Annotated in this window: 29 protein-coding genes and 1 pseudogene; 26 read left to right on the top strand and 4 right to left on the bottom strand. The window is 67.8% G+C overall.

Annotated elements, in window-relative coordinates; genetic code table 11:
• Positions 1-513: 513 nt before the first annotated feature.
• Positions 514-1,455, bottom strand: a complete 942-nt coding sequence (locus tag KW83_RS13540) for an aspartate carbamoyltransferase catalytic subunit (protein WP_036179821.1) — start codon at positions 1,453-1,455, stop codon at positions 514-516.
• Positions 1,456-2,287: 832 nt separating this feature from the next.
• Between KW83_RS13540 and KW83_RS21190 the strand changes: the two genes are divergently transcribed.
• The 19 genes and pseudogenes from KW83_RS21190 (at position 2,288) to KW83_RS13445 (ending at position 17,715) form a co-directional block, all read left to right on the top strand.
• Positions 2,288-2,491 (top strand): hypothetical protein, encoded by a 204-nt coding sequence (locus KW83_RS21190; protein ID WP_200879690.1) that lies wholly within the window; start codon positions 2,288-2,290, stop codon positions 2,489-2,491.
• Positions 2,403-2,684, top strand: coding sequence for an IS3 family transposase (locus KW83_RS21980; protein ID WP_407667866.1), 282 nt, complete (start codon positions 2,403-2,405; stop codon positions 2,682-2,684). The genes KW83_RS21190 and KW83_RS21980 overlap by 89 nt, the downstream gene beginning before the upstream one ends.
• Before the next feature lie 101 nt (positions 2,685-2,785).
• A protein-coding gene (locus KW83_RS13525) for an IS3 family transposase (RefSeq protein ID WP_152563524.1) occupies positions 2,786-3,933 on the top strand; the annotation gives its coding sequence in 2 pieces (ribosomal slippage) (positions 2,786-3,029 and positions 3,029-3,933; 1,149 coding nt in all).
• Positions 3,926-4,414, top strand: a complete 489-nt coding sequence (locus tag KW83_RS13520) for a hypothetical protein (RefSeq protein WP_152563593.1) — start codon at positions 3,926-3,928, stop codon at positions 4,412-4,414. The genes KW83_RS13525 and KW83_RS13520 overlap by 8 nt, the downstream gene beginning before the upstream one ends.
• Positions 4,415-4,436: 22 nt before the next feature.
• Positions 4,437-4,790, top strand: a complete 354-nt coding sequence (locus tag KW83_RS13515; RefSeq protein WP_170309480.1) for a hypothetical protein — start codon at positions 4,437-4,439, stop codon at positions 4,788-4,790.
• The gene (locus tag KW83_RS13510; RefSeq protein ID WP_200879688.1) at positions 4,790-5,323 is read left to right on the top strand and encodes a hypothetical protein; all 534 of its coding nucleotides are present in this window, start codon (positions 4,790-4,792) and stop codon (positions 5,321-5,323) included. Before KW83_RS13515 ends, KW83_RS13510 begins: the two co-directional genes overlap by 1 nt.
• Positions 5,320-6,192, top strand: coding sequence for an ATP-binding protein (locus KW83_RS13505; protein ID WP_036179818.1), 873 nt, complete (start codon positions 5,320-5,322; stop codon positions 6,190-6,192). The genes KW83_RS13510 and KW83_RS13505 overlap by 4 nt, the downstream gene beginning before the upstream one ends.
• Before the next feature lie 19 nt (positions 6,193-6,211).
• Positions 6,212-6,841 carry a hypothetical protein gene (locus tag KW83_RS13500; protein ID WP_036179816.1) on the top strand — a complete coding sequence of 210 codons (630 nt, stop codon included), beginning with the start codon at positions 6,212-6,214 and terminating at the stop codon, positions 6,839-6,841.
• Positions 6,842-6,855: 14 nt separating this feature from the next.
• Positions 6,856-8,526 carry a DEAD/DEAH box helicase gene (locus KW83_RS13495; protein ID WP_036179814.1) on the top strand — a complete coding sequence of 557 codons (1,671 nt, stop codon included), beginning with the start codon at positions 6,856-6,858 and terminating at the stop codon, positions 8,524-8,526.
• A gap of 263 nt (positions 8,527-8,789) precedes the next feature.
• A complete protein-coding gene (locus tag KW83_RS13490; RefSeq protein ID WP_036179811.1) occupies positions 8,790-8,990 on the top strand; it encodes a DUF6511 domain-containing protein in 201 nt (66 codons plus the stop codon).
• Positions 8,990-9,757 carry a hypothetical protein gene (locus KW83_RS13485; protein WP_036179809.1) on the top strand — a complete coding sequence of 256 codons (768 nt, stop codon included), beginning with the start codon at positions 8,990-8,992 and terminating at the stop codon, positions 9,755-9,757. Before KW83_RS13490 ends, KW83_RS13485 begins: the two co-directional genes overlap by 1 nt.
• On the top strand, positions 9,754-12,120 hold the full coding sequence (locus tag KW83_RS13480; protein WP_036179806.1) for an AAA family ATPase: 2,367 nt from the start codon (positions 9,754-9,756) through the stop codon (positions 12,118-12,120). The genes KW83_RS13485 and KW83_RS13480 overlap by 4 nt, the downstream gene beginning before the upstream one ends.
• A gap of 364 nt (positions 12,121-12,484) precedes the next feature.
• Positions 12,485-13,021, top strand: a complete 537-nt coding sequence (locus KW83_RS13475) for a crossover junction endodeoxyribonuclease RuvC (RefSeq protein WP_036179804.1) — start codon at positions 12,485-12,487, stop codon at positions 13,019-13,021.
• Entirely contained in the window at positions 13,018-13,221 is a 204-nt protein-coding gene (locus tag KW83_RS13470; RefSeq protein WP_081904616.1) for a hypothetical protein, read from the top strand. The genes KW83_RS13475 and KW83_RS13470 overlap by 4 nt, the downstream gene beginning before the upstream one ends.
• Complete coding sequence (locus KW83_RS13465) at positions 13,214-13,642, top strand: DUF6362 family protein (RefSeq protein WP_036179801.1); 429 nt, start codon at positions 13,214-13,216, stop codon at positions 13,640-13,642. The genes KW83_RS13470 and KW83_RS13465 overlap by 8 nt, the downstream gene beginning before the upstream one ends.
• A 97-nt stretch (positions 13,643-13,739) precedes the next feature.
• Positions 13,740-14,528 (top strand): alpha/beta fold hydrolase, encoded by a 789-nt coding sequence (locus KW83_RS13460; protein ID WP_036179798.1) that lies wholly within the window; start codon positions 13,740-13,742, stop codon positions 14,526-14,528.
• A 464-nt stretch (positions 14,529-14,992) separates the two neighbouring features.
• Positions 14,993-16,379, top strand: a pseudogene (locus tag KW83_RS13455) (site-specific DNA-methyltransferase).
• Position 16,380: 1 nt separating this feature from the next.
• A complete protein-coding gene (locus KW83_RS20035; protein WP_036179787.1) occupies positions 16,381-17,478 on the top strand; it encodes a DNA cytosine methyltransferase in 1,098 nt (365 codons plus the stop codon).
• Between the two features lie 12 nt (positions 17,479-17,490).
• Positions 17,491-17,715 (top strand): DUF7220 family protein, encoded by a 225-nt coding sequence (locus tag KW83_RS13445; RefSeq protein WP_036179785.1) that lies wholly within the window; start codon positions 17,491-17,493, stop codon positions 17,713-17,715.
• A gap of 53 nt (positions 17,716-17,768) precedes the next feature.
• On the opposite strand, the gene KW83_RS13440 is transcribed toward KW83_RS13445, so the two are convergent.
• A complete protein-coding gene (locus KW83_RS13440; protein WP_036179782.1) occupies positions 17,769-18,341 on the bottom strand; it encodes a DUF3489 domain-containing protein in 573 nt (190 codons plus the stop codon).
• Positions 18,342-18,431: 90 nt separating this feature from the next.
• A complete protein-coding gene (locus KW83_RS13435; RefSeq protein ID WP_036179779.1) occupies positions 18,432-18,656 on the bottom strand; it encodes a hypothetical protein in 225 nt (74 codons plus the stop codon).
• A 113-nt stretch (positions 18,657-18,769) separates the two neighbouring features.
• Here KW83_RS13435 and KW83_RS13430 point away from each other — a divergent pair, with 113 nt between their 5' ends.
• The 7 genes from KW83_RS13430 to KW83_RS13405 all read left to right on the top strand — a co-directional run bounded on the left by KW83_RS13430 (position 18,770) and on the right by KW83_RS13405 (position 24,707).
• Entirely contained in the window at positions 18,770-19,330 is a 561-nt protein-coding gene (locus tag KW83_RS13430; RefSeq protein ID WP_036179776.1) for a hypothetical protein, read from the top strand.
• Positions 19,278-21,305 carry a phage terminase large subunit family protein gene (locus KW83_RS13425; protein ID WP_051928508.1) on the top strand — a complete coding sequence of 676 codons (2,028 nt, stop codon included), beginning with the start codon at positions 19,278-19,280 and terminating at the stop codon, positions 21,303-21,305. The genes KW83_RS13430 and KW83_RS13425 overlap by 53 nt, the downstream gene beginning before the upstream one ends.
• 62 nt (positions 21,306-21,367) lie before the next feature.
• A complete protein-coding gene (locus KW83_RS13420; RefSeq protein ID WP_036179773.1) occupies positions 21,368-21,574 on the top strand; it encodes a phage head-tail joining protein in 207 nt (68 codons plus the stop codon).
• Complete coding sequence (locus KW83_RS13415) at positions 21,574-22,746, top strand: phage portal protein (RefSeq protein WP_235191430.1); 1,173 nt, start codon at positions 21,574-21,576, stop codon at positions 22,744-22,746. The genes KW83_RS13420 and KW83_RS13415 overlap by 1 nt, the downstream gene beginning before the upstream one ends.
• A gap of 45 nt (positions 22,747-22,791) precedes the next feature.
• The gene (locus KW83_RS21555; RefSeq protein WP_235191429.1) at positions 22,792-23,130 is read left to right on the top strand and encodes a hypothetical protein; all 339 of its coding nucleotides are present in this window, start codon (positions 22,792-22,794) and stop codon (positions 23,128-23,130) included.
• Between the two features lie 4 nt (positions 23,131-23,134).
• A complete protein-coding gene (locus KW83_RS13410) occupies positions 23,135-23,827 on the top strand; it encodes an HK97 family phage prohead protease (protein WP_036179771.1) in 693 nt (230 codons plus the stop codon).
• On the top strand, positions 23,775-24,707 hold the full coding sequence (locus tag KW83_RS13405; protein WP_036179768.1) for an IS5 family transposase: 933 nt from the start codon (positions 23,775-23,777) through the stop codon (positions 24,705-24,707). Before KW83_RS13410 ends, KW83_RS13405 begins: the two co-directional genes overlap by 53 nt.
• 130 nt (positions 24,708-24,837) lie before the next feature.
• Here the strand turns inward: KW83_RS13405 and KW83_RS13400 are convergent.
• Positions 24,838-25,193, bottom strand: a 356-nt coding sequence (locus KW83_RS13400) for an IS630 family transposase (protein ID WP_036179766.1), incomplete at its 5' end; no start/stop codon positions are given.

The following is a 25,193-nucleotide window of genomic DNA, read 5'->3' as shown; positions in this document are numbered from 1 at the left end:
GCACGAGCAGGCGGGGCGGCGGAGGGACACGCGGGACGTGCGCCGGAGCGGTGCGGTGCGGGGCGGGCGGGGGCCGCGCCGGGGCCGGTGGGACGGCGGAGGGACACGCGGAAGGTGCGCCGGAGCGGTGCGGTGCGGGGCGGGCGGGGACTGCGCCGGGACCGGTGGGACGGCGGAGCGCAGGGGGATGCGCCGGAGCAGTGTGGTGCGGCGCCGGCGGGGACCGTGCAGAGCTCGGTGGGACGGCGGAGCGCAGTGGGGTGCGCCGGAGCGGTGCGGTGCGGGGCGGGCGGGGACCGCGCCGGGGCCGGTGGGACGGCGGAGCGCAGGGGGGGGGTGCGCCGGAGGCTTGCGTGGCGGTGCGGGCAGGGACCGGGACGGGTGCGAAAGCCGGCGGGCCGGCGCCGACCGGGGCGGGCGGCGGCGGTTTCGCGGCGTCCGGGCCGCCCCGGCCGCGCGGCGAGGGGAGAAGGACGGGCGTCCAGGCGTCCGCCGAGGGGCGAACGGCGGGCCTCAGGCGGCGCGCCGGGCGCGCAGGTTCCGGGCCAGAAGATCCATGGCGGCCATGCGCACGGCCACCCCCATCTCGACCTGCTCCTGGATGACCGAACGGTTGATGTCGTCGGCGATGGTGCCGTCGATCTCGACCCCCCGGTTCATCGGACCCGGATGCATGACGATGGCGTCCGGCTTCGCGCGGGCGAGCTTTTCGGCATCCAGCCCGTAGCGGTGGTAGTATTCGCGCGTGGAAGGGATGAACCCGCCGTCCATGCGTTCGTTCTGGAGGCGGAGCATCATCACCACGTCGGCGCCCTCCAGCCCCTGCGCCATGTCGTGGAACACCTCGACGCCCCAGTCGGCGGCGCCGGTGGGGATCAGCGTCGGCGGTCCGACCAGCCGGATGCGGCTCTCCATCTTGCCCAGCAGCCAGATGTTCGACCGCGCGACGCGCGAATGAGAGATGTCGCCGCAGATCGCCACGGTGAGGCGGTGCAGACGCCCCTTGGCGCGGCGGATGGTGAGCGCATCGAGAAGCGCCTGCGTGGGATGCTCGTGCCGCCCGTCGCCGGCGTTCAGCACGGCGCAGGTGACCTTTTGGGCCAGCAGGTCCACGGCGCCCGACTGTGGATGGCGCACGACCAGCAGATCGGGGTGCATGGCGTTGAGGGTCAGGGCCGTGTCGATCAGCGTCTCCCCCTTCTTGATGGACGACGCGTGCATCGACATGGACATGACATCCGCCCCGAGCCGCAGGCCGGCGATCTCGAAACTGGCCTGGGTGCGGGTGGAGGTCTCGAAGAACATGTTGATCTGGGTGAGTCCGGCCAGCGCCGCGGCGTGCTTTTCCGGCCCGCGATTGAGGGCGGCGTAGCTGTCGGCAAGGTCGAGGATGACGGCGATCTCATCCGGGGCGAGGGACTCGATGCCGAGGAGGTGATCCTGCCGGAATGTCATCGCACGCTCCTTGGGCTTTCGGGGCGGTATAGGATCGGGGGGCGGGCCCGGCAAGCAGTGCCGCCGGCGCGGCGCCCCGTTTCGGACGAGCGGCCGTCGCGGGCGACGGCAGGGATACGCGCTGCGTGCCAGGGCCGGCCGGGGACCGGGGGGCGGTCGCGCCGATTGTGAACACCGGCCCTGATCCGTCCGGCGCGCTCAGGCCGACCCGTCGTCAGATCGACGGAACCACGATCCGGGGCGGGTGAAGAGGTCGCCAGTCCCATCGGTCCGACGCGTCAAGCGGCTCTGGGCGCTGCACCGGCCCACGACGCGGTGATTATCCTTGCCACGCCCATCGGGACGCCCTGGACCTGCGACGGCCTTTCGACAGTCTGGCCCCGCTTCAAGAAGAAGCTGGACGCCGGGTAAGCCGTGCAACCCGGTCCGACCCCCAAGGTGGCGTTGGCGTTCCCCCGGTTCCGTGGAGACACATCGGCTTTCATCGGACGGTGTCCCCATGCCGAGGACGGGGAACCCGTAGCCTGCGGACTTCAGGGACCGGATCGTCGCGCTGGCGCGATCGGGGCGCTGCGTCGAGAGCTTGGCGCGGGAGTTCGAACCCTGTGCCGCGACGATCGCCGGCTGGATCCGGCAGCCCGGGGCCGGGGATGACGGTCCCACCAGTCTGGAACGCGAGGAGCTGGCCCGCCTGCGAAGGAAAACCGTCGGCTTCGGATGGGGCGCGACACCCTCTCGAAGGGGCGCTCATCGACGGCGCCATCGGTCCGGGCCCGGTGGACGACGGCCGGTGTGCTCGGGACGAGCGCGGCGCGTCGAGGTCATCGAATTCATGACCGCGAACCGGGCCGTGTATCCCGTGCAACCGATGGCGAAGGTCATGGGCGTGTCGCGCAGCGGCGTTCATGCGTGGCAGCGCCGCGCGCCGTCCACGCGGTCGGTCGCCGATGCGGCGCCGAGCGAGCGGCTTGCCGAGATCCCCTGCACATCCAAGCACCTGCGGCGCGCCGAGGATCTACGCCGAACCGGCCGATGAGGGAGTCGGCGTGGGCCGGAAGCGGGTCGCGAGGCAGATGAAGGCGGCCGCTTTGACCGGCGTCAGTCGCCGCAGAGGGACAGGTACGACGCTCCGCGACGCGCGGGTTCGCCCAGCCAGCGACCGGGTCGATCGCAACGTCCGGGCCGACGCGCCGGACCCGTTCATTCATAGCGTTGTGTGGTTGCCTTAGCTATCGCCTGCAACCGGAACGCAGAGGCTGCTAAAGTCGCTTTGAGGTGCCCCTAGATTTGTAGACGCTTTGCCCCCTAACTTTGAGGCGAGGAGGCCGAGATGGGGACAAGCAATTACAGCGACGAGTTCAAACAGGATGCGGTGCATCAGATCACGGTGCGCGGTTATCCGGTGCGGGAGGTATCGCAGCGTTTGGGCGTCAGCACGCATTCTCTTTACAAGTGGCTGAAGTTGTTCGCGGAACCGGTTTCAAAGCCCGGCGTGGATCATGAAGCCGAGAACCGGCGTCTGAAGCGAGAGCTGGCTCGCGTGACCGAGGAGCGCGACATTCTAAAGAAGGCAACGGCGTACTTCGCGCGCGCGTCCCAATGAAGTACGCGTTCATCCGGGCGCATCGCGAAGAGTTCGGCGTTCGGGCCATGTGCCGAGTGCTGCGGGTGCATTTCAGCGGGTTCTATGCATGGCTTAAGGAACCGTTAAGCTACCGCGCACAGGAGGATGCACGTCAGACGAAACTGATCCGACAGGCTTGGGCCGGCAGCGGCAAGGTCTATGGCTATCGCAAGCTGACGGACGATCTGCGCGACCAGGGCGAGCGGGTCTCGGAGAACCGTGTTGCCCGGCTGGCGTCGCTGGCCGGGATCGCTGCGCAGGTCGGCTATCGGCGCCGCCCCGGCCGATATGGTGGCAAGCCTGCGGTGGTGGCCGAGAACAGGCTGGAGCAGTGCTTCGAGGCGTCCCGGCCCGATCAGGTCTGGGTGACCGACATCACCTATCTGCGGACCCATGAAGGCTGGTTGTATCTCTGTGTCGTCATCGACCTGTTCTCCCGTCGCGTCGTCGGTTGGTCCGCACAATCCCGCATGACGACGGATCTGGCGCTCCAAGCTCTTCTGATGGCCATCTGGCGACGAAAGCCGACTGACCGGGTCATGGTACATTCAGACCAGGGCTCCCAGTACACCAGCCGCGAATGGCAGACCTTCCTGCGCCAGCACGGCCTCGAACCCAGCATGAGCCGGCGCGGCAATTGCCATGACAACGCGGTCGCCGAAAGCTTCTTTCAGTTGCTGAAACGGGAGCGGGTCAGACGTCGCACCTATCCGACCAGAGAAGCGGCAAGGCAGGACGTGTTCGAATACATCGAGCTCTTCTACAACCCGAAGCGCAAGCACACGAACAACGGCATGCTGTCGCCCGTTGACTTCGAAATCAGACAGCAGAAACTGAAAGAGGCAGGTGTCTAGGAAACTAGGGGCACCTCACGATCTGCTGCGCCGCTTGCCCTCCTACGATCCCTCGCGCGGCAGCATCGGCGCCTTCGCCAACATCGTCCTGCGCAACCAGTCCTCGCGGATCGCGATGCGCCATCACCGCCAGCGCCGTGCGCAGGGTGGGTCGCTGCTCTCGCTCGAGGTGCCTCTGGCCGGAGCCTGCGAGCCGGTCGGGGACACGCTGACCGAGGACGACGGGCTTGCCGCCTGGCACGGCCAGACCTGCTGCGCGGCGGCCGTCACCGAACTTCACCACGCCCTGCAGGCCGCCCTCGCGCGACTCCCGGTCGAGGATCGCCGGTTCTGCGCGGCGCTGGCGCATCGCCCCGTCACCGCGCTCGCGGCCGAGGGTTTCGGGAGCCGCTCCGCGCTCTACCGCCGCCTCGTCGATCTCCGTCACGTCCTCACCGCCCACGGTCTCGGTCCCGCCTGGGACGATCTCGCGGCGGCCTGAGTAGAGGCGAAAGGAGGAGATCATGTTCATGGGCACCACCCCCTTCATCACGGTCCGCGCCCGCCGACCGCTCACCGAAATCGAGTTCTGCGCCTGGGTGGCGCAGGCCGTGCCGGGCGACCGCCTCGAGTACCATCGCGGCTTTCTGGTTCTCGACATCTTCCCGATGTTCGCCCGGTTGCCGGATCAGCAGCGCGCGGAACTGGCACGGCTCGGGTCGCGCGCCTTCTGGGCCGCCGAACAGGGTCTCGTGCACCTGGTGCAGGAGCGCACGGGCCCCGACCAGTTCGCCTACATCGCCGTCGCCCGCCCCAAACCGAAGGCCGCAGCCGTCTCGCTGTCCGCGCTTCTGCTCGCCGAGCGAGAGGCCGCGTGATGACCGCCTTCCAATCTCTTTTTGCCGATCATGGAGACCCTTACATGCCGTTCCCCGCGAACACCCCCACCGTCGACGACCTGCCGGGCCTCGGGCTGCAGGACATCGCCCAGCTGCCCGTCGAACTGTTGGCCATCCTGCAGCGCGACGTTGATGAGCGCATCAAGCGGGACAAGGCCGCGAAGGCTCGCCTCGATGGCGCGCTGAGCGTCCGCTACGCCACCCGCGCCGCCGAGGAACGGCAGGCCGCGGGCAAGGACACCGGCACGATCCGGCTCATTGATGGCGATTTCACCGTGCTCGCCGATCTGCCGAAACGGGTCGATTGGGATCAGGATCGCCTCGCCGCCATGGTCGAGCGCATCCGCGCCGCCGGAGACGATCCCGCGCAGTATGTCGACATCTCGTTCAAGGTGCCCGAGCGCAAATACGCCGCCTGGCCCGATGCGATCCGTGCCGGCTTCGAGCCCGCGCGCACCGTCCGGCCCGGGACGCTGAAGATCGAGATCCTCCCGCAGGGGGCCGATCAATGAGCCTCCCGATCATCAGCGCCGACCAGCGGCTGGCCGAGCAGCGTGGGATCAAGGGCTGCATCTTCGGCAAATCGGGCATCGGGAAGACCTCGCTGCTCTGGACCCTGAACGCGTCGACGACGCTGTTCATGGATCTCGAGGCGGGCGATCTCGCCATCGAGGGCTGGGCGGGGGACAGCATCCGGCCGCGAACCTGGACGGAATGCCGGGATTTCGCGGTGTTCATCGGCGGGCCGAACCCGGCGCTCCGCGACGAGCAGCCCTACAGCCCCGCGCATTACAAGGCGGTCTGCGACCGCTTCGGCGATCTGGCAGCTCTCGACCGTTACGACACGATCTTCGTGGACTCGATCACGGTGGCGGGGCGGCTGTGCTTCGGCTGGTGCAAGGGCCAGCCCGAGGCGCTGTCGGAGAAGACCGGCAAGCCGGACGTGCGCGGGGCCTACGGGCTGCACGGACGCGAGATGATCGGCTGGCTCACCCATCTCCAGCATACGCGGGCCAAGAACGTCTGGTTCGTCGGAATCCTCGACGAGAAGCTCGACGACTTCAATCGCAAGGTTTTCCAGCCGCAGATCGACGGCTCGAAGACCGGGTTGGAGCTGCCGGGGATCGTCGACGAGGTGATCACCATGGCGGAGTTGAAGGCTGATGGCGATCCCTATCGCGCCTTCGTCTGCCAGACGATCAACCCCTGGGGCTTTCCGGCCAAGGACCGCTCGGGGCGTCTGGATCAGGTCGAGGAGCCTCACCTCGGCCGCCTGATGACGAAGATCCGCGCCCCCGTCGCACCAGCGCCCAAGCGCCTGACCTACACGCCGCCGCCCGCCGATCCGGCGGCTGACGCCCAATCCCAACCGCAATCCTGATCAGAAAAGGAGGTTCCACATGGGTTCCTGGAACGATTTCAACGACGCGCAGAGCAACACCAACCTGATCCCCAAGGGCACGCTGGCCAAGGTGCGCCTGACCATCCGACCGGGCGGTTTCGACGATGCCTCGCAAGGCTGGACCGGCGGCTATGCCACCCGCGGCTCGACTGGCGCGGTCTATCTCAACGGCGAGTTCACCGTGACCGAGGGCCAGTACGCCCGGCGCAAGATCTTCACCCTGATCGGCCTCTACAGTCCCAAGGGGCCGGACTGGGCGAACATGGGCCGCAGCCTCGTGCGCGGCATGCTGAACTCGGCCCGCGGGATTTCCGACAAGGACATGTCGGCCGAGGCGCAGGCGGCGCGGCGGATCAACGGCTTTGCCGATCTCGACGGGATCGAGTTCATCGCCCGCATCGACATCGGCACCGACGCCAGCGGCGACGACAAGAACGAGATCCGCAGCGCGGTCACGCCTGACCATCGCGACTACGCGCAGGTCATGGGGACGGCGCCGCTGCAGTTCGGCGGAAATGGCGGCCCCGGGCATGCCCCGCAGCAGTCCACCCCTGCGGCACCGGCACATCAGCCCAGCCAGCCCGCGTCCGCCCCCGGCGTCGCCGGTCGGCCGAGCTGGGCGCAGTAAGGGGGAGACCGGCCATGCGCCTGCGCCCCCGCCAGAAGACCTTCGTCGAGCGCAGCGTGGCTGCGCTCGCCTCCCGCGGCAACACGCTGGGCGTGGCGCCCACCGGTGCGGGCAAGACCATCATGCTCTCGGCGGTCACCGGCGAGATGATCGGCGACGGTGCGAAGGCCTGCGTGCTGGCACACCGCGACGAGCTGACGGCGCAGAACCGCGCCAAGTTCCAGCGTGTGGTGCCGGGCGTCGCCACATCGGTCATCGACGCCACGGAGAAATCCTGGGGCGGCCAGGTCGCCTTCGCCATGGTGCCGACGCTGGCGCGAGCGTCCAACCTCGCCGAAATGCCACGTCTCGACCTGCTGGTCGTCGACGAGGCGCACCATGCCGTCGCCGACAGCTATCGCCGCATCATCCACCGGGTGCGCGAGGCCAATCCCGACGCCCGCATCTTCGGGGTCACGGCGACGCCGAACCGGGGCGACAGGAAGGGCCTGCGCGATGTCTTCGACAATGTCGCCGATCAGGTGCGGCTGGGCGAGCTGATCGCCTCGGGCCACCTGGTGCCGCCGCGCACGTTCGTCATCGACGTGGGCGTGCAGGACGAGTTGCGCTCGGTCCGCAAGACCATGTCGGATTTCGACATGGCGGAGGTGGCCGGCATCATGGACCGCGCCCCCGTCACCGACGAGGTGATCCGCCACTGGAAGGAGAAGGCGGGGTCCGAAGGACGGCAGACCGTGGTCTTCTGCTCCACCGTTGCCCATGCCGAGCATGTCACCGACGCGTTCAGGGCGGCTGGCGTTTCCGCCGCCCTGATCCATAGCGATCTGGCGGCCGAGACCCGCAAGGCGATCCTCGCCGATTACGCGGCGGGGGACATCCGCGTCGTCGTCAACGTGGCGGTGCTGACCGAGGGATGGGACCATCCGCCCACCTCCTGCGTCGTGCTGCTGCGCCCCAGCTCCTACAAGTCCACCATGATCCAGATGGTCGGGCGCGGCCTGCGCACCGTCGATCCCGAGGAACACCCGGGAATAGTGAAGACCGACTGCATCGTACTCGACTTCGGGACGTCGAGTCTCACGCACGGCACGCTGGAACAGGATGTCGATCTCGATGGGCACGTTCCGACGCCGGGGGAAGCCCCGACGAAACTCTGCCCCGAATGCAAGGCCGAGATCCCGATCGCCGTCACCGAATGCCCGATCTGCGGGTGCGAGTTGGCGCGCGAGGGCGCGGAGCCCATCGACAGTTTCGTCATGACCGAGCTCGATCTTCTCGAGCGATCGAGTTTCGCGTGGGTGGACCTTTTCGGCGACGACGCCGCGCTGATGGCCAACGGCTTTCACGCCTGGGGCGGCGTGTTCTTCCTCGAGGGCCGCTGGCACGCGGTCGGGGGCGCCAAGGGCAAGGCGACGCGGCTCCTGAGCGTGGGCGAGCGCATCGTCTGTCTCGCGCAGGCCGACGACTGGCTGAACGAGCACGAGACCGACGAGAGCGCCTACAAGTCGAAGGGCTGGCTGAAGCAGGACGCGACGGAGAAGCAGCTGAACTGCCTGCCGCCCGAGTTCCGGCGCGATTACGGCCTTACCAGATATCGCGCCTCCGCGCTGATCTCGTTCCAGTTCAACAAGCGCGACATCCGGCGCCTCGTCACGGCGGCCGAGCCCGAGCGGAGGGCGGCGTGAATCATGTCGCGCAAGTCCCATCCCCGCCGTTCGCCGGGAGAACGGTCCCCCGGACCGTTCTCGGTTCCGGCTCACCGCCTGCGGATTGCCCGGAGCGTATTCGGCTCTGGCACCCGCGCCTCAAGCCTTGCGTCGTCTGTCTGCGACCCGCGCGCGGCTTCAGTTTCTTCAGCCCCAACAAACCCCGCCCCCGTGAACACCGCTGGTTCTGCTCGATGCACTGCCAGGCGTTCTTCGCGGCGCGCCACCGGAAAGGACTGACCATGCAGGGAACGACCGATGAAGAACGCCTCGCCATAGCGATGGTGATGAAACGGCTAGGCCAGACAATGGACCTGATCGGCTGGGACAAACGGCTGCGCGATCTCACCGAAACCGATGTCACCGCCTTGATCGAGGAGGTTCTGGAGGGCTATGGCGCCGAGATGTCGCGCATCGCCGCCAAGGGCGAGGTGCCGTTCTGATGCTGGACTTCAACCCGCGCCCCTCCATGACAGAGCGGATCAACGCGCTGGTCGACGCCGCGCTGATCGCCGAGCGGGAGGCCACGCCGCCCCGGACCTATCTCGGCGCGTCCCGTCTGGGTCACGCCTGCGAACGCGCGCTGCAGTTCGAGTTTGCTGGCGCGCCGAAGGATGAGGGCGCGGATTTCGGCGGGCAGACGCTGCGCATCTTCGCCATCGGCCATCAGCTCGAGGATCTGGCGATCCGCTGGCTGCGGGCGGCGGGGCTCGACCTCTACACCCGCAAGGGCAATCGGCCCGATGGGGATCAGTTCGGATTCTCCGTCGCGGGCGGCCGCATCCGTGGCCATGTCGACGGGATCGTGGCCGCAGCCCCGGCCGCACTCGGTCTGCGCACCCCGGCGCTCTGGGAATGCAAGACGATGAACGCGAAGAACTGGCGGGCCTGCGTCAAGGACGGGGTCGCCGCCTCCAAGCCCGTCTATGCCGCACAGATCGCGATCTACCAGGCTTACATGGAGTCGTCGGTGCCGGGCATTTCCTCGGTCCCGGCACTGTTCACGGCGATCAACAAGGACACGGCCGAACTGCATCACGAGCAGGTCGCCTTCGATGCCGATCTGGCGCAGCGCATGTCCGACCGCGCGGTGCGGATCCTCCAAGCCACCGACGCCGGCGAGCTGCTGCCCCGCATCGCCGCCAGCCGCGACTTCTTCGAATGCCGGTTCTGCGCTCATGCCGAGCGGTGCTGGAGCCTGGCTGCATGACCGACGACCCCACCGATCCATCCGATCCCGACCAGGAGCCAGCCATGCGCGACGACACCACGCCCGACGAGCCCAAGGAAAACATCGTCCATTTCAACCCGTGGCGCGACTTCAACGATGCCGCGCCGCAGATCGACGTCTTCGGCGACGAGCCCGACCCTGCGCAGATCGCGCAATTCATGCAGGTCGTCTTCGGATATTGCGACGGTCTGATCCCTGTCCGCAGCTTCATCGACAAGGGTCAGGGCATCGACGGGCGGCCGCACAACATCTGGCTGGAAGCGGATCATTCCGCCCCCGAAAAGATGGCGACCTTCGCAACATGGGCCTCGCGGGAAGGTGCCGCGGTCTACGTCATCCCCGGCACCGTTTCCGCGCACGGCCAGGCCAAGGCGGCCGACATCCTGCAGATGCAGACGGTGGTGGTCGATCTCGACACCGGTGACATCGCCGCCAAGCGCGCGCACGTCGAACGCCACCTTGGCGCTCCCAGCATGGTGGTGGAAAGCGGCGGCGTGACGGCCGAGGGGCAGCGCAAGTGCCATGTCTGGTGGGCGCTGACCGAACCCGCCGAGGGCGACGACATAGCGCGTGTCTGCCGTCTGCGGGGCGACATCGCCGCAAAGGTCGGCGGCGACATGCATTTCCGCTCCGCCCATCAGCCGATCCGGGTGGCGGGCAGCGTCTATTACAAGAACAACCTCAAGACGCAGGTGCGGATCGTCGAACTGAACGCCGACCGCGAACGCGATCTGGCCGAATTCATCGAAGCCGCCACCGACATGCCGCCCGCGGCGGGCGTGTCCCTGCAGCCCGCGTTCACCCATCCCGACAAGCCCATCCTAGACGAGGTGCTGGTCACGCCGGTGCGGGAGGGGGCGCAGGACGACTGGTCCCGCTTCGAGGGCGCCTCCGCCGCGATCGGGCACTTCATCCGCATGGTCCACGAGGGCCGGATGAGCAAGGACGAGGGCTGGATCGGCATCTGCGGCTACAACGCCGCGATGCTGCGGCCCCAGTGGCCCGTCGAGCGGCTCAAGCGGGAGTCCGAGCGGCTCTGGGAACGGCATGTCGAGAAATACGGCCCACCTCTGATCCGGCTGGACTCCGGCGCACCGGGACCGGTCGAGATGCCTGCCTTCACGTTGGGCGCGCTGCTGGACGATCAGAGCCCGATGCCCGAAGACATCATCGCGCCCCGGGTGCTGACGCCGGGCGGACTGCTGGTGCTGGGCGGTGCGCCCAAGGTCGGCAAGAGCGACCTGCTGATCTCCTGGCTCGTCCACATGGCCGCTGGCGTGCCGTTCCTCGGCTTCACGCCGCCAAGGCCGCTGCGGATCTTCTACCTGCAGGCCGAGATCCAGTATCACTATCTGCGGGAACGGTTGAAGCAGATCGCTCTGCCGTCCGACGTGCTGGCCGCCGCGCGCGACACCTTCGTCGCCACACCCAAGTTGAAAATGCTGCTCGACAACGAGGGCAGCGTCCGGGTTGCCCGTGCGATCCGGACGGCATTCCCGGATGCGCCGCCCGACATCCTCTGCATCGACCCGATCCGGAACCTCTTCGACGGCGGACCCGATGGCGGCGGCGAGAACGACAACACCGCCATGATGTTCTTCCTCAAGGAGCGGGTCGAGGTTCTGCGCGACCACATCGACCCGGACTGCGGGGTAATCCTGATCCACCACACCAAGAAGCTCAGCAAGCACCAGGTTAAGGAGGATCCGTTCCTCGCGCTTTCAGGCGCCAGCGCCCTGCGGGGCTTCTACACTTCCGGGCTGATCCTGCACCGCCCCGACGAGGACGCGTCAGAGCGCAAGCTGGAGATCGAGCTGCGCAACGGCCCCGCGCTGCCCTCGAAGCTGATCGACAAGGTGCGCGGCCAATGGGTCGAGATCAACCCGATGAACGAGCGCCTCGTGCGCCAGGACATCGGCGCCAGGCACGATGCAGAGCGGGATCGGAAGAACCAGGTCGTCCTCGGGATGATCTTCGACGAGGCGGCCGAGGGTCGGCTCTACACCGCCACGCAGTTCGCGGAGGCGTTCGAGAACCAGCACGATCTCGGCGGGCGCTACAGCATCCGTGAGCGGCTGTCGGTGCTCGCCACCAAGGGCCTGATCAAGTTCCGCCGGAGTTTCACGGAGCACGGGTATGCCGGGACGCAATCGCATTTCGGATATCTCGTGATCAGGGACATGCGCTTCGGCCGCGATCCCGTGATCGACACGGACACCGGAGAGGTCCTTGCCGAGGGCGTCGCGGTGCCGCCGACCCACTACAAATGCCCCCATTCCGGCCGCGCGCGCGAGGTCGAGAACCCCTCCGTCTGGGTCTACCCGGAGGAGGCCGATGACTGACTTCCTCATCATGAGCGCGGCCTTCCTCATTCTCATCCCTTTCTCATGGCCCAATGAAATCAATGGGTTGGTGATGAGGATGAGAAAGGCCTTCCTCATCGACCCACCTCATCCTCTGAGCCGTGAAAATTCAATGGGAACAGAGTCTTGCAGCCACAACATGAGGCGAGTGGGCAAGCCCCCATACTACGTATGGGGAGGCCAACCGGCAGGTTTGGCCTCGCCTCCCATACGTCGAGGGTGTCCGCGCGCGGGCTCCGACGCTCCCTGCACATTCCGATCCGACGACGGCGGCCCCGTACCGCCAAGCACCAGACCGCCGTCGTCTTCCACCCGAGCAGCCAACCAGAAGAGGAGACCACCCATGGCTGACCTGACTCTCGCCACCTCCAGCCGCGAGGCAATCCCAGATCTGCGGCCCGTCGTCCGCGCCAACCGGGTGATGCTGGCGCTCGACCTCGGCACCGCGACGGGATGGGCGCTGCAAGGCATCGATGGGCTGATCACCTCCGGCACGGCGTCCTTCCGCCCCGGCCGCTTCGACGGTGGCGGCATGCGGTATCTGCGGTTCACCAACTGGCTCACCGAGATCGACCGGCTGTCCGGGCCCGTCGCCGCGATCTGGTTCGAAGAGGTCCGCCGTCACGCCGGCACCGACGCCGCCCACGTCTATGGCGGGCTGATGGCCACGCTGACCGCATGGGCCGAACTGCGCGGCATTCCCTACGAGGGCGTTCCCGTCGGTACCATCAAACGCCACGCCACCGGCAAGGGCAACGCGAACAAGGACGCCATGATGACGGCCGCCCGGGCGCGCGGCTTCTCGCCCGCCGACGACAACGAGGCCGACGCCATCGCGATCCTGCTCTGGGCGCTGGAGACCCGGGGAGGTGTGCAATGAGCGGCATGCGATTCACGCCCAAGGGATACGGCGGTCACCGTCGCAATCCCGACGAGGTCAAGCGCGACGGCTGGAAGGAACAGGGCCTGCTGGCCGTCGCCGTCGATGACGACCGCCTGACCTGGTCCGAGCGCGAACTGGTGCGCCAGCTCGGCGAGCGGCTCTACGGCAAGCGGGAACGGGAGGCGCGTCATGGGTGAGTGGACCACAGCACAGGTACAGGACCGGCTGGAGCTCGCGGCGGGCGTGATGCGGCAGATGCCGGGCGTGATGCCGCAGGGCTTCTTCAACGCATGGCCAGAGTATTTCCACAGCTTCGCCGACAAGGTCGGCCAGGAGCCGCAGATGCGTCGCCCGAGGCCCAGCCCGCGACAGATCACGCAGGCCGAGGAGGCGATGCTCTGGCTGCGCTGGCTCGAGAAGGACGATGCTCGGCTCGTCTGGCTTCGGGCGAATGGCACGCCGTGGAAGCCGATCTGCTGGGAGCTCGGGCTCAGCCGGGCGACGGCGGACCGGCGGCACCAGTACGGGCTGGCAGTGATCGTCTGGAGGCTGAATGGCAAAAGTCCACCTACGAAGCGCTCGATGAGCTACATAGTCGGCAGGGCACAGGCCGAATAACCCGGCCGGCCGTGAGGATCAAAGCGTTGATCGGCACGTTGCCACCGCAACCACGATGCGGTCGAGAGTTCACTTGTTACGAGCGAGGAAGGTACCGATGCTGAATTTCATTCGCCAGGGCGCGGGCCCTTCGCTTCTCCTCGTGCACGGGCTCGGAGGGTCGTGGCGTTCCTGGACAACGATCCTTCCTGCGCTCTCCGAGACGCGCGAGGTCGTGGCCCTGGACCTGCCGGGGCATGGCGAAACGTCGGCGGATGCCGACAGCGGCACGTTCAGAGGGCTCGCCGACAGCGTCGAGTCCTTCATCATCGAACAGGGCTTTGAAGGCATCGACATCGTCGGCAGCTCGCTCGGCGCAAGGATCGTGCTCGAGATGGCGCGTCGCGGGAAAGTCGGCGCGACGATCGCCCTTGATCCCGGCGGCTTCTGGCGCGGCTGGGAGAGGACATATTTCCGCTCCACGCTTATCGCGTCGATCCGGCTCGTGCGCGGCCTCCGGCCTGCGCTGCCCACCCTCTCCAAGTCGGCTGTCAGCCGAACCATGCTCCTGGCGCAGCTGTCGGCACGTCCCTGGAAGCTGGACGCTGAGGTTGTGGCGACCGAGCTGAACAGCTTTGCCGCGACGAAGACCTTCGATGCGCTCGTGCGCGATCTCGCCATCGCGCCAGAGCAGGAGGGACCCGCGGCGGGGACATCCCGCCCCGTCGTCATCGGATGGGGCCGCCAGGATCGTCTGTGTCTGCCGCGACAGGCCGCAAGGGCGATGGAGGCGTTTCCATCCGCCAGGCTGCATTGGTTCGAGAACTGCGGCCATTTTCCGATGTGGGATCAGCCGGAAGAAACCGTTCGGCTCATTTTCGATGAAACGGGCAAGACCCTCGAGTGAGCGGCGTCGCTGCCGCTGAGATCGCTTGACATCTCGTCAAGCGAAATCGTGTTTGTGAGACTTTTTTCGATGAGACATCGGAGAGCGAGACGCGAGGCGGGTCGGGGGCTATTACTTACGACATAATCGGGAGAAGCGCGCGCAGGCAGACGCCGCGCCGCTGGCTTCCGGGGTCCAGCGAAGGGTCCAGCCGGGGTCCAATGGGCTAACCCATTGAGTTCTCGGGTCCTTGTTGGCGACATTCGTATGCTGGCGGGCGAAGCGCGGGACATCGCCAGCGACAGGGCCGGATTTTTGGGAAGCCACCCGGAAGCCGGAGCCACGCGCGCCCCGCGCAAACAGCAATGAACGCTGGCCTTCCGACCGGACACCGCTGGTGGCCGCTGGACCCCGCGTGGAGTCCGGCCCGGCATCCGGAGTCCGGAAGCCACCGGCATCCACCCGACCGAGGAACCTTGCCCACCATGACGCTGAGCTTCGCCCCGGATGCGATCGAGACTTGGCCGCTGTCGCGCCTCCAGCCCTACGCGAAGAACGCGAAGGCGCATGGCGCGGACCAGGTCGCCAAGATCGCCGCCAGCATGGCCGAGTTCGGCTGGACCGTGCCCTGCCTCGTCGGCGAGGAAGGCGAGCTGATCGCTGGGCACGGCCGTGTGCTGGCGGCGACGCAACTCGGGCTGACCGAAGCGCCGGTCATCGTGCTCGGCCACCTGACCGAGGCGCAGCGCCGGGCCTATCGGATCGCGGACAACAAGCTGGCGGAGAGCCCATGGGACGAGGCGTTGCTGTCGGCGGAACTGAACGACCTGCTGGCCGATGATTTCGACCTGTCACTGGTGGGCTTCTCCGACGGCGAACTCGACAAGCTGCTGGCTTTCGTGCCGGAGGGGGACGGTGAAGAAGGTGGCGCCGGGGGTTCCGTGCCGCCGGTGACCATCCCGGAGCCGCCGCGCAATCCGGCGTCGCGCACGGGCGATCTCTGGATCCTCGGCGACCACCGTCTGCTCTGCGGTGACAGCACCAGCGCGGCAGACGTGCGCCGCCTGATGAATGGCGAACGGGCGATCCTGTTCGCCACGGACCCGCCGTATCTGGTGGACTACGACGGCTCGAACCATCCGACCCGCAACAAGGATTGGTCGGCCTCCTATGGCACGACCTGGGACGACTCTTCGCAGGGGGCCGAGCTTTACGACGGCTTCATCGCCGCGGCAGTCGCCGAGGCGATCACCGAGGATGCGGCCTGGTATTGCTGGCACGCCTCGCGCCGCCAGGCGATGCTGGAGGCTTGCTGGGAGAAGGCGGGCGCCTTCGTGCACCAGCAGATCATCTGGGTGAAGGACCGCGGGGGTTCTGACCCGGTCGCATTACCTCTGGAAGCACGAGCCCTGCTTCATGGGCTGGCGTCGCTCGAACCGCCCGCCGAAGGTGGCCGAGGAAACCCTGCCTTCCACATGGGCACTGCCGAGTTTCGCCAAGGACGACCGGCCCGACCACCCGACGCCGAAACCGCTCGACGCATTCGGGATCCCGATGCGCCAGCACGTCGCCCGAGGCGGCCTCTGCTACGAGCCGTTCTCGGGCTCCGGCTCGCAGATCATGGCGGGCGAGGCCAACGGCCGCCGGGTCTTCGCGATGGAAATCAGCCCGGCTTATGTCGATGTCGCCGTCGAACGCTGGCAGGCCGAGACCGGCCGCGACGCGATCCTCGATGGCGATGGTCGGATCTTCGCTGAGGTGAGGACCGAGCGGCTGGGCGACGACGCCGACGCCCCCGCCGACGCCCCCGCCGACACGCCGGACACGGACGCCGCCCCCGAACCCGCGCGAAAGCGCAAGACCGCCGCGTGACATGCATGACCTGGCTTTACCTTCCTCCGGATGCGCTTCCGGAGCCGGAGACGCATGCCTCTTCGGCCTTTCCCTCTGCTCCGGCGCAGGCGGTCTCGACCTCGGGCTCGCCATCGCCCTCCCCGGATATCGTGCTGTGGGCCATGTCGAACGGGAAACCTACGCCGCAGCCACTCTCGTGGCGCGGATGGAAGATGCGGCCCTGGATCGCGCGCCTGTCTGGGACGATGTTGCCACCTTCGACGGCCACCCTTGGCGCGGCGCGGTGGACATCGTCACTGCGGGCTATCCGTGCCAGCCGTTCTCGGTCGCTGGCAAGCGCCGGGGCGCCGACGACCCGCGCCACCTCTGGCCGCATGTCGCCCGCATCATCGGCGAGTGCGAGCCGCCCTTCGTGTTCCTCGAGAACGTCGCCCATCACCTCCGCCTCGGCTTCCCCCAAGTCGCCAGCGGACTGGTCGGCATGGGCTACAAGCTTGCGGCAGGCCTCTTCACGGCGGCGGAAGTCGGCGCGCCCCACCGGCGCGAGCGGCTGTTCATCCTCGCCATCCGCGAGGGGGATGAGCTGGCCGACCCCACGCGCCTGCTCCGGCACCCGGTCGAGTGGCGGGAACCGGACGGAACTGCTCCGGCTGTGGCCGACGCCCCGCGCCAGCGCCAACGAGAACCGGCAGACGAAGCCGACGCCATCGCAGGAAGCAGGCCAGCACGGGATGAACCTCGCGACGACGGCCGCGATGTGGCCCACGCCGATGGCGAACGATGGCTGCAAGCCGAGCGCGGGCAACCGGCGGTTGGCCGACCTTACCCATTCGGCGGGGATGTGGATGACGCCGACGGCGCGGGATCACAAGGATGGGGCTACGACGTTGGCGAACACGCCGGTGAACGGCCTGCTTGGCCGCCAGGTCCTGGTGACGCCGATGGCTGGGAGCGATACCTCCGAGCCGCGCCGGACCTTGAACCCGCTGTTCGTCGAGGCGCTGATGGGCTGGCCCACCGGGTGGACCGGCTTCGCCTCTGTGGCAACGGCGTGGTCCCGCTGGTTGCGGCGCATGCGCTGCGAACTCTCGCGGCTGAACTGCTGGCCAATCAATGACGGGGCACCAGCATGAAGCAATCGCGCACCATGTCGCTGGTTGAATCCGTCACCAACGTGATCGTCGGCTACGGCGTCGCGGTGGTCACGCAGATCCTGATCTTCCCGGCCTTCGGGCTGCACACGACGCTGGCGCAGAACCTGAAGATGGGCGCCATCTTCACCATCGTGTCGATAGCACGTTCCTTCGCCTTGCGGCGGGTGTTCGAGGCGATCCGGATGCGGAGCGCCAAATGATCGACCGCCGCCCCGGAGGGACGGCGGCCATCAACTTGTCGGGGTCCGGTGCGTCAGGCGGCAGGGAGTTTGTACACGCGTCCCCTGTCCTCGACCTTCTCCGAGGTCACCTCGAGCCCGAGTTTCTTCTTCAGCGCCCCGGCCATCGCACCGCGGACCGTATGCGACTGCCAGTTCGTGGCGGCCATGATCTCCTCGATGGTCGCGCCGTCCGGCGCGCGCAGCATGGCGATCAGTGTCGCCTGCTTGGTGCCCTCGCGCGGTGTGCGCGCCTTGGGCGCGATATCTTGTTGGCTGGGGGTCTCGGGCGCGGGCCCTTCTGTCGGCGCGTCCGTCGAGCCTACGGGCGTGGTGTTCGCATCCTCGGGCTCGATGCCGATGGCGGCGAGGCCTGCGTCGGTGGCGACCAGTGTGACGCCATGGCCGTCGCCGGTCTCGCGCCACATGGGCTCGCCCTTGCGCAGGTCGGCGTCGACCTCTTCGAGGAAGCCCTTGGCGAGCATCGCGCCGACCACCTTGGCGGCGGCGCCGCCGCGCAGGCTCTCGGGCAGCGGCAGGGCGATGTGCTCGGGCCGCTGGGCGGCGGCGCTCAGGATGATGGCTTGGGTATCGGAAAGCTTGGTCATCGTCGTCTCCCGTATCGGGGCGCGCGGAATGCGGGCCCTTCTACGAGGTCGAGCCCGCCAGTCGGCGGGCGGGACCGGAAGCGGGTCGTCTCACTCGGCGTGTTCGCCTTCGTTGAAGGCCATGTCGGTGATCTCGCGCAGCTTGGCGCGGTAGTGGTTCAGGGTGCCGACATGGCCCCAGTTGATCTCGTCCGGGTGGGTCTCGAAATGGTCCGCGCTGAGGGCGGCGAGCCGTTCCAGCATCGCGTCGATCTCGGTCTTCGCGGCGATAAAAGCGTCGAGGGCTTTCGTGTTGTCGGTCGCGCGGCGGGTCATCGGGCTGGCTCCTTGGGTCGAGTTGCATCGCTTCGTTGGAGTGACGTTCGCTCTGTCCGCCGCGCTTATCAACTCGATAAGCATATGAATTTGATTGATAATCGGAGCCGTCGATGCAGGGCATGAGCGAGCGCGAGTACGCCGCGCATGTCGGGCTGTCGCGGGGCGCGATCCAGAAGGCCAAGGCCGCCGAGCGGCTGGTCCTCTATCCGGACGGCAGCATCAACGCGGCCGCCAGCGACGCCAGGCGAGCGGAAACGACCGATCCGTCCAAGACCCGGAAACCAGCCGCGCCGAAGCTGAAGCCCGTCCCCGAGGCAGCGGTCGCCGCCGTCGGCGACACACTCCGCGAACAGGGGCTGGCCGTGCCCGCCGTCGGCGGCGGCACGACCTTCCTGCAGGCCAAGACCGCGAACGAGGTGCTGAAGGCGCAGGAACGACGCATCCGGCTCCAGAAGCTGAAGGGGGAGTTGATCGAGCGGGCCCGCGCGCTGGCGCTGGTGTTCCGCCTGGCGCGGGAGGAGCGGGACGCATGGGTCAACTGGCCTGCACGATCGTCTGCGCTGATGGCGGCCGATCTCGGCGTCGAGCCTGCCGCCATGCAGAAGGTTCTTGAGAAACATGTACGCGCCCACCTCGACGAACTCGCCGAGGTCCGGCCCGACTTCCGGTAAGAGCGGCGATGGCCTGACGGACTTCGACGGCGCGGGCGAGATCCTGCGCGCCTGGGGCAGCGGGCTGCGGACCGACCCGGACCTGACCGTCTCGGAGTGGGCGGACCGGCACCGCATGCTCTCGGGCCGCGCCTCGGCCGAACCCGGGCGGTATCGCACGGTGCGCACGCCCTACATGCGCGAGATCATGGACCGGCTGTCGCCCGGCGATCCGACGCAGCGGATCGTCTTCATGAAGGCCGCGCAGGTCGGCGCGACCGAGGCGGGCAACAACTGGATCGGGTTCGCCATCCATCAGGCGCCGGGGCCCATGCTGGCAGTCCAGCCAACGGTGGAACTGGCCAAGCGGAACTCGCGCCAGCGGATCGACCCGCTGATCGACGAGAGCCCGGAGCTGCGGGAGCGGGTGAAGCCCGCGCGCTCGCGCGACGCGGGCAACACGATGCTGTCGAAGGAATTCGCGGGCGGGATCCTGATCATGACGGGCGCGAACTCGGCGGTCGGGCTGCGGTCGACCCCGGCGCGGTACATCTTCCTCGACGAGGTCGACGCCTATCCGGCCTCGGCCGACGAGGAAGGCGACCCGGTCACGCTGGCCGAGGCCCGGTCGCTGACCTTCGCCCATCGGCGCAAGGTGCTGCTGGTCTCGACGCCGACGATCCGGGGGCTGTCGCGCATCGAGCGCGAGTACGAGGCCAGCGACCAGCGGCGGTTCTTCGTGCCGTGCCCGCATTGCGGCGCGATGCAGTGGCTGAAGTTCGACCGGCTGCGCTGGCAGAAGGGCCGCCCGGAGACGGCGGAATATCACTGCGAGGGCTGCGAGACGCCCATCGCGGAGCACCACAAGTCGGCGATGCTGGAGGGCGGCGAATGGCGGGCGACCGCCACGGCCGCCGATCCGACCACGGTCGGGTATCACCTCTCGGCGCTCTATTCGCCCATCGGCTGGCTGAGCTGGCAGCGGATCGTGCGGGCATGGGACGCGGCACAGGGGTCGGACGAGGCGATCAAGGCGTTCCGCAACACCATCGTCGGCGAGACATGGGTCGAGACCGGCGAATCCCCCGACTGGCAGCGGCTCTACGACCGGCGCGAGCGCTGGACATCCGGCACCGTACCTGCGGGCGGGCTGTTCCTGACCGCCGGGGCCGACGTGCAGAAGGACCGGATCGAGGTCGATGTCTGGGCCTGGGGTCGCGGTCTTGAGTCGTGGCTCGTCGATCACGTCGTCATCGAGGGCGGGCCGGATCGGCATGACGCCTGGTCGGAACTGACCGCGCTGCTCGACCGGTCCTGGCCACACGAACGCGGCGCGCATCTCAGGATCGCGCGGCTCGCCATCGACACGGGCTACGAGGCTCCTGCGGTCTATTCGTGGTCGCGGGCGCAGGGGTTCGCGCAGGTGTCGCCGGTCAAGGGCGTCGAGGGGTTCAACCGCTCGAGCCCGGTCTCGGGGCCGACCTTCGTCGACGCGACCGAGGGCGGGAAGCGGCTGCGGCGTGGGGCGCGGCTCTGGACCGTCGCAGTGTCGACCTTCAAGGCCGAGACCTACCGCTTCCTGCGGCTGGCGCGGCCGACCGACGAGGATCTGGTCGACGATGCCGCATTCCCGCCCGGCTCGGTGCATCTGCCGCACTGGGTCGAAAACGAATGGCTGAAGCAGTTCGTGGCCGAGCAGCTGGTGACGGTGCGCACGAAACGCGGCTTCGCCCGGCTGGAATGGCAGAAGCTGCGCGAGCGGAACGAAGCGCTGGATTGCCGGGTCTATGCCCGCGCTGCCGCCTGGATCGCGGGCGCGGATCGCTGGCCCGAGGAGAAATGGCGCGACCTCGAGGATCAGCTCGGGGCCGCCCCTACCGACACCGACACCGCCGGGCAGATCAACCGGACGGGACAGGCCCCGCAGGGCAAGCGCCGCTCCGACTGGCTCGGACGGCGCGGAGGGATGGTTCTGAGTGAGGACCGGTCCGCGTAGCGGATGCGAGGCTCCAGTGGAGCGTCGCAAGGGAACGAACGCACTGAGCGGGAGCGAAGGGCATGGACTGGACGGAAACCGAGCTCTCGGCGCTGCGCCGGGCCTATGCCAGCGGCACGACCCGGGTCAGCTATGACGGCAAGTCGGTGGACTACGGCTCGGCCGAGGACCTGCTCGCCCGCATCCGGACCATTGAGCGCGCCATCGCGGGCGTCAGTCGACTGCCGCCGGTCGCCGGGCTGGCTCGCTTCTCGCGCGGGGACCGGTGATGTCGGCGACCTGGTTCGATCATGCCATCGCCACGGTGGCGCCGCGCATGGCCGCGCGCCGCGTGATGGCGCGTCAGGCCTTCGAGACCCTGACGCGGGGCTATGACGGGGCCGCGCGCGGGCGGCGCACGGAGGGCTGGCGCGCGCCGGGATCCTCGGCCGACACCGAGATCGGCGTCGCCGGGGCACTGCTTCGCGACCGGATGCGGGATCTGGTGCGCAACAACCCGCATGCGGCCAAGGCGGTGGCGGTGCTGGTCAACAACATCATCGGTGCGGGCATCATGCCGCGCGCCGCCAGTGGCGACGACAAGCTCGATCGGAAGGTCGATGCGCTCTTCGAGCGCTGGACCGCGGAGTGCGACGCCGACGGCCAGCTCGATTTCTACGGGCTGCAGACACTGATCTGCCGCGAGATGGTCGAGGCGGGCGAGGTGCTGGTGCGCCGCCGTCTGCGGCGGGCGTCCGATGGCCTGCCGGTGCCGTTGCAATTGCAGGTGCTGGAGGCCGATTTCCTCGACGCCACCAAGTCCGGCGCCATCGGCGCAGGCCGCCTCGTGCAGGGGATCGAGTTCGACCCGGTCGGCAAGCGCCGCGCCTACTGGCTCCACGCGGAGCATCCCGGTGACGCCTATGGCGCCTTGCAGAACGGGTTGCAGAGCCGCCCGGTCCCGGCGACCGAGATCGCCCATGTCTACGAGAAGCAGCGCACGCAGGCGCGCGGGGTCCCTTGGGGCGCGCCGGTGATCCGGTCCTTGCGCGATCTCGACGACTACGAGGTGGCAGAACTGGTCCGCAAGAAGACCGAGGCCTGCGTCACCGCCATCGTCTTCGGCGACGAGGAGGCGCAACAGGGCATCGCCCCCACGGTGGTCGATGCCGACGGCAACCGGGTCGAGCAGTTCGAGCCGGGGCTCATCGCCTATGCCCGCGGCGGCAAGGACATCCGTTTCAATCAGCCGTCGGCCACGGGCGGCTATGGCGAGTACAAGCGTGCCAGCCTGCACACGATCTCGGCCGGGTTCCGGGTGCCCTACGAGCTGCTGACCGGGGACCTCAGCCAAGTGAACTATTCCTCGATCCGGGCGGGGCTCGTGGAGTTCCGCCGCCAGATCGACGCCGTGCAGTGGCAGCTGTTCATCCCGATGTTCTGCGCGCCGGTCTGGCGCTGATTCACGGAAGCGGCGTGGGCGGCGGGGCAGATCCCGTCGCCGATCGTGCCGGTCGAATGGTCGCCGCCGAAGTTCGAGGCGGTCGATCCGCAGAAGGACGGGATGGCGAACCTCCTGTCGATCCGCTCGGGTACCATGACGCTGGCCGAGGTGATCGCGAAGCAGGGCCGCAACCCTGACGCGGTGCTGGCCGAGATCGCCGCGACCAACGCAAAACTCGACGCGCTGGGGCTGGTGCTCGACAGCGACCCGCGCCGTGTCACGAAAACCGGCAGCGCGCAGACCGGCGATCCGGCGAATGATCCGGCCGCCGACGAAGCAGACACCGACGACCCGGCCGCCGACGCGGAAACCGACCCGGCGCAGGCCGACCAACAGGACTGACCTCATGGACACGATGATCGAACTGCCGGCCATGCGCCGGTCGGCGGAGCTTGCGCCGAACACGGCCGATGCCGACAGCCGCACCGTCGAGGTGGTCTGGTCGGCCGGGGCCCGCGTCCGCCGTGCCACCTTTTTCGGCGAGCCTTATGACGAGGAGCTGAGCCTCGACCCGGCCCATGTCCGGCTCGACCGGCTGAACGCGGGCGCGCCGTTCCTGAAGGTGCATGAGCTCGACACGCTCGACGCGGTGATCGGCTCGGTCGTGCCGGGCTCGGCCCGGATCGAGGACGGCCGCGGGATCGCGCTGGTGCGGATCAGCGAACGCGCCGACGTCGAGCCGATCTGGCGCGACATTCAGGCCGGGCACATCCGGGCGGTCTCCATCGGCTACCAGGTCCACCGCTTCGAGGTCTCGAAGCCCGAGGCCGCCCGCGAGCTTTGGCGCGCGGTGGACTGGACGCCGTTCGAGGTCTCCGCCGTCGCGGTCGGCGCCGATCCCGCCGCCGGTTTCCGCGCCCAGCATCCCCTTCACGACTGCGTCCTTCACCGCCGGGACGCGCTACTACTGGTCTCCGTTTGGGGGCTCTGTTGCACAAATCCGGTGAGGGATTCATGTCGTGAGTCCAGCGTGGTAGCTGGACGACATGAGCAGACCCACACCGCCAACCTACAAGACCAAGAACTGGCCGGCCTATAATGAAGCGCTCAAGCGCCGTGGCTCGCTGACGATCTGGTTTGACCCAGAGATGATCTGGGATGCTGCGCCGACCGGCAAACGCGGCCGACAGCCAACCTACAGCGATACCGCCATCCAGACATGCCTGACGATGAAGGTTCTGTTTGGCATGGCGTTGCGCCAGACGACCGGGTTCGTCGAGAGCCTGTTGCGTCTGATCGGTTTGAACTGGGCGGTGCCCGACTTCAGCACGCTATCGCGCCGCCAGAAAACGCTGGCCGTGAACATCCCGTATCGTGGCTCCAACGGCCCAGTGCATCTCCTGATCGATAGCACSGGCATCAAGGTCGAGGGTGAAGGCGAGTGGAACGCACGCAAGCATGGTGGGCCCAAGCGGCGGGTTTGGCGCAAGATCCATCTTGGGATCGACGAMCAAACGCTGGAGGTTCGGGCGCTCGAGATTACCGGAAGCCACATCGGTGATGCGCCGGTGATGCCCGATCTGCTCAACCARATTCCGGCGGACGWGGMGATCGGCAKCGTCACYGCAGACGGTGCCTAYGATACSCGCAARTGCCAYGACGCCRTCGCYGACCGCGGSGCSMATGCCGTCATMCCRCCSCGCAAGAAYGCCAAGCCGTGGAAGACCRTCACYSCRGSYGCCRTKGCCMGRAACGAGGCYCTGCGMGCWTCGARATAYCTCSGYCGMGCSATCTGGCGAAAMTGGAGCGGATACCACCGCCGRAGCCGCGYCGARACSAAGATGCAYTGCGTKAARYTRCTGGGGCAGMGCMTCATGGCGCGSGACTTCGAYCGMCARGTCGCSGAASTYCAGRTCCGCRYCGCCGTSMTGAACGGCTACACCGCSCTYGGCATMCCYRTCACAGAGSCYGTGGGATAAGTGCGTCCGGGGAAAGGGGAAGTCCGGGATTTACGGTCTTTGCGCAACAAAGCCGGATAGAGGCTTCGGAGCAGTGAATAAAAATMTCCAGCGCTTTCAGCTGTCTATCGTGCTCTAGAGCATGATGAGATTAGCTTGAAGCGTATCCAGTATTGGCGAGGTAGTTCGCGCACTCCTGTGGGCTGAAGCGGTCGAGCAGTGTCCCGATCCTGCGCCACGTTGCCTCCATTGTGCGCTCGGCTGCGTTGCGGAGCATGTGTTTGAGCTTCGAGAAGACCTGTTCAATCGGGTTCAGGTCGGGGCTGTAGGGCGGCAGAAAAAGTAGATGCGCTTTCGCGTTACGGATCGCCTGCCGCACGGCTTGCCCTTTGTGGCTGCCCAGATTGTCCATAACCACCACATCGCCCGGGCGCAGGGTTGGGACGAGCACGTGCGCSACATAAGCCCGGAACGCTTCGCCGTTGACGGGACCGTCCAAAACAAAGG

The organism is Palleronia rufa, assembly GCF_000743715.1.
GTDB lineage: Bacteria > Pseudomonadota > Alphaproteobacteria > Rhodobacterales > Rhodobacteraceae > Palleronia > Palleronia rufa.
This window is presented reverse-complemented; position numbering and strand designations above follow the sequence as displayed.

Excerpts from the sequence above, each read along its gene's own strand:
- KW83_RS13495 (WP_036179814.1), top strand. The coding sequence starts at position 6,856 with ATGCGCCTGCGCCCCCGCCAGAAGACCTTCGTCGAGCGCAGCGTGGCT.
- KW83_RS13445 (WP_036179785.1), top strand. The coding sequence starts at position 17,491 with ATGAAGCAATCGCGCACCATGTCGCTGGTTGAATCCGTCACCAACGTG.
- KW83_RS13410 (WP_036179771.1), top strand. The coding sequence starts at position 23,135 with ATGGACACGATGATCGAACTGCCGGCCATGCGCCGGTCGGCGGAGCTT.
- KW83_RS13440 (WP_036179782.1), bottom strand. The coding sequence starts at position 18,341 with ATGACCAAGCTTTCCGATACCCAAGCCATCATCCTGAGCGCCGCCGCC.
- KW83_RS13475 (WP_036179804.1), top strand. The coding sequence starts at position 12,485 with ATGGCTGACCTGACTCTCGCCACCTCCAGCCGCGAGGCAATCCCAGAT.
- KW83_RS13415 (WP_235191430.1), top strand. The coding sequence starts at position 21,574 with ATGTCGGCGACCTGGTTCGATCATGCCATCGCCACGGTGGCGCCGCGC.
- KW83_RS20035 (WP_036179787.1), top strand. The coding sequence starts at position 16,381 with ATGCATGACCTGGCTTTACCTTCCTCCGGATGCGCTTCCGGAGCCGGA.
- KW83_RS13505 (WP_036179818.1), top strand. The coding sequence starts at position 5,320 with ATGAGCCTCCCGATCATCAGCGCCGACCAGCGGCTGGCCGAGCAGCGT.
- KW83_RS13470 (WP_081904616.1), top strand. The coding sequence starts at position 13,018 with ATGAGCGGCATGCGATTCACGCCCAAGGGATACGGCGGTCACCGTCGC.
- KW83_RS13515 (WP_170309480.1), top strand. The coding sequence starts at position 4,437 with ATGTTCATGGGCACCACCCCCTTCATCACGGTCCGCGCCCGCCGACCG.
- KW83_RS13510 (WP_200879688.1), top strand. The coding sequence starts at position 4,790 with ATGACCGCCTTCCAATCTCTTTTTGCCGATCATGGAGACCCTTACATG.
- KW83_RS13430 (WP_036179776.1), top strand. The coding sequence starts at position 18,770 with ATGCAGGGCATGAGCGAGCGCGAGTACGCCGCGCATGTCGGGCTGTCG.
- KW83_RS13540 (WP_036179821.1), bottom strand. The coding sequence starts at position 1,455 with ATGACATTCCGGCAGGATCACCTCCTCGGCATCGAGTCCCTCGCCCCG.
- KW83_RS13480 (WP_036179806.1), top strand. The coding sequence starts at position 9,754 with ATGACCGACGACCCCACCGATCCATCCGATCCCGACCAGGAGCCAGCC.
- KW83_RS13425 (WP_051928508.1), top strand. The coding sequence starts at position 19,278 with ATGTACGCGCCCACCTCGACGAACTCGCCGAGGTCCGGCCCGACTTCC.
- KW83_RS13465 (WP_036179801.1), top strand. The coding sequence starts at position 13,214 with ATGGGTGAGTGGACCACAGCACAGGTACAGGACCGGCTGGAGCTCGCG.
- KW83_RS13420 (WP_036179773.1), top strand. The coding sequence starts at position 21,368 with ATGGACTGGACGGAAACCGAGCTCTCGGCGCTGCGCCGGGCCTATGCC.
- KW83_RS13485 (WP_036179809.1), top strand. The coding sequence starts at position 8,990 with ATGCTGGACTTCAACCCGCGCCCCTCCATGACAGAGCGGATCAACGCG.
- KW83_RS13490 (WP_036179811.1), top strand. The coding sequence starts at position 8,790 with ATGCAGGGAACGACCGATGAAGAACGCCTCGCCATAGCGATGGTGATG.
- KW83_RS21190 (WP_200879690.1), top strand. The coding sequence starts at position 2,288 with ATGACCGCGAACCGGGCCGTGTATCCCGTGCAACCGATGGCGAAGGTC.
- KW83_RS13460 (WP_036179798.1), top strand. The coding sequence starts at position 13,740 with ATGCTGAATTTCATTCGCCAGGGCGCGGGCCCTTCGCTTCTCCTCGTG.
- KW83_RS13435 (WP_036179779.1), bottom strand. The coding sequence starts at position 18,656 with ATGACCCGCCGCGCGACCGACAACACGAAAGCCCTCGACGCTTTTATC.
- KW83_RS13500 (WP_036179816.1), top strand. The coding sequence starts at position 6,212 with ATGGGTTCCTGGAACGATTTCAACGACGCGCAGAGCAACACCAACCTG.
- KW83_RS21980 (WP_407667866.1), top strand. The coding sequence starts at position 2,403 with ATGCGGCGCCGAGCGAGCGGCTTGCCGAGATCCCCTGCACATCCAAGC.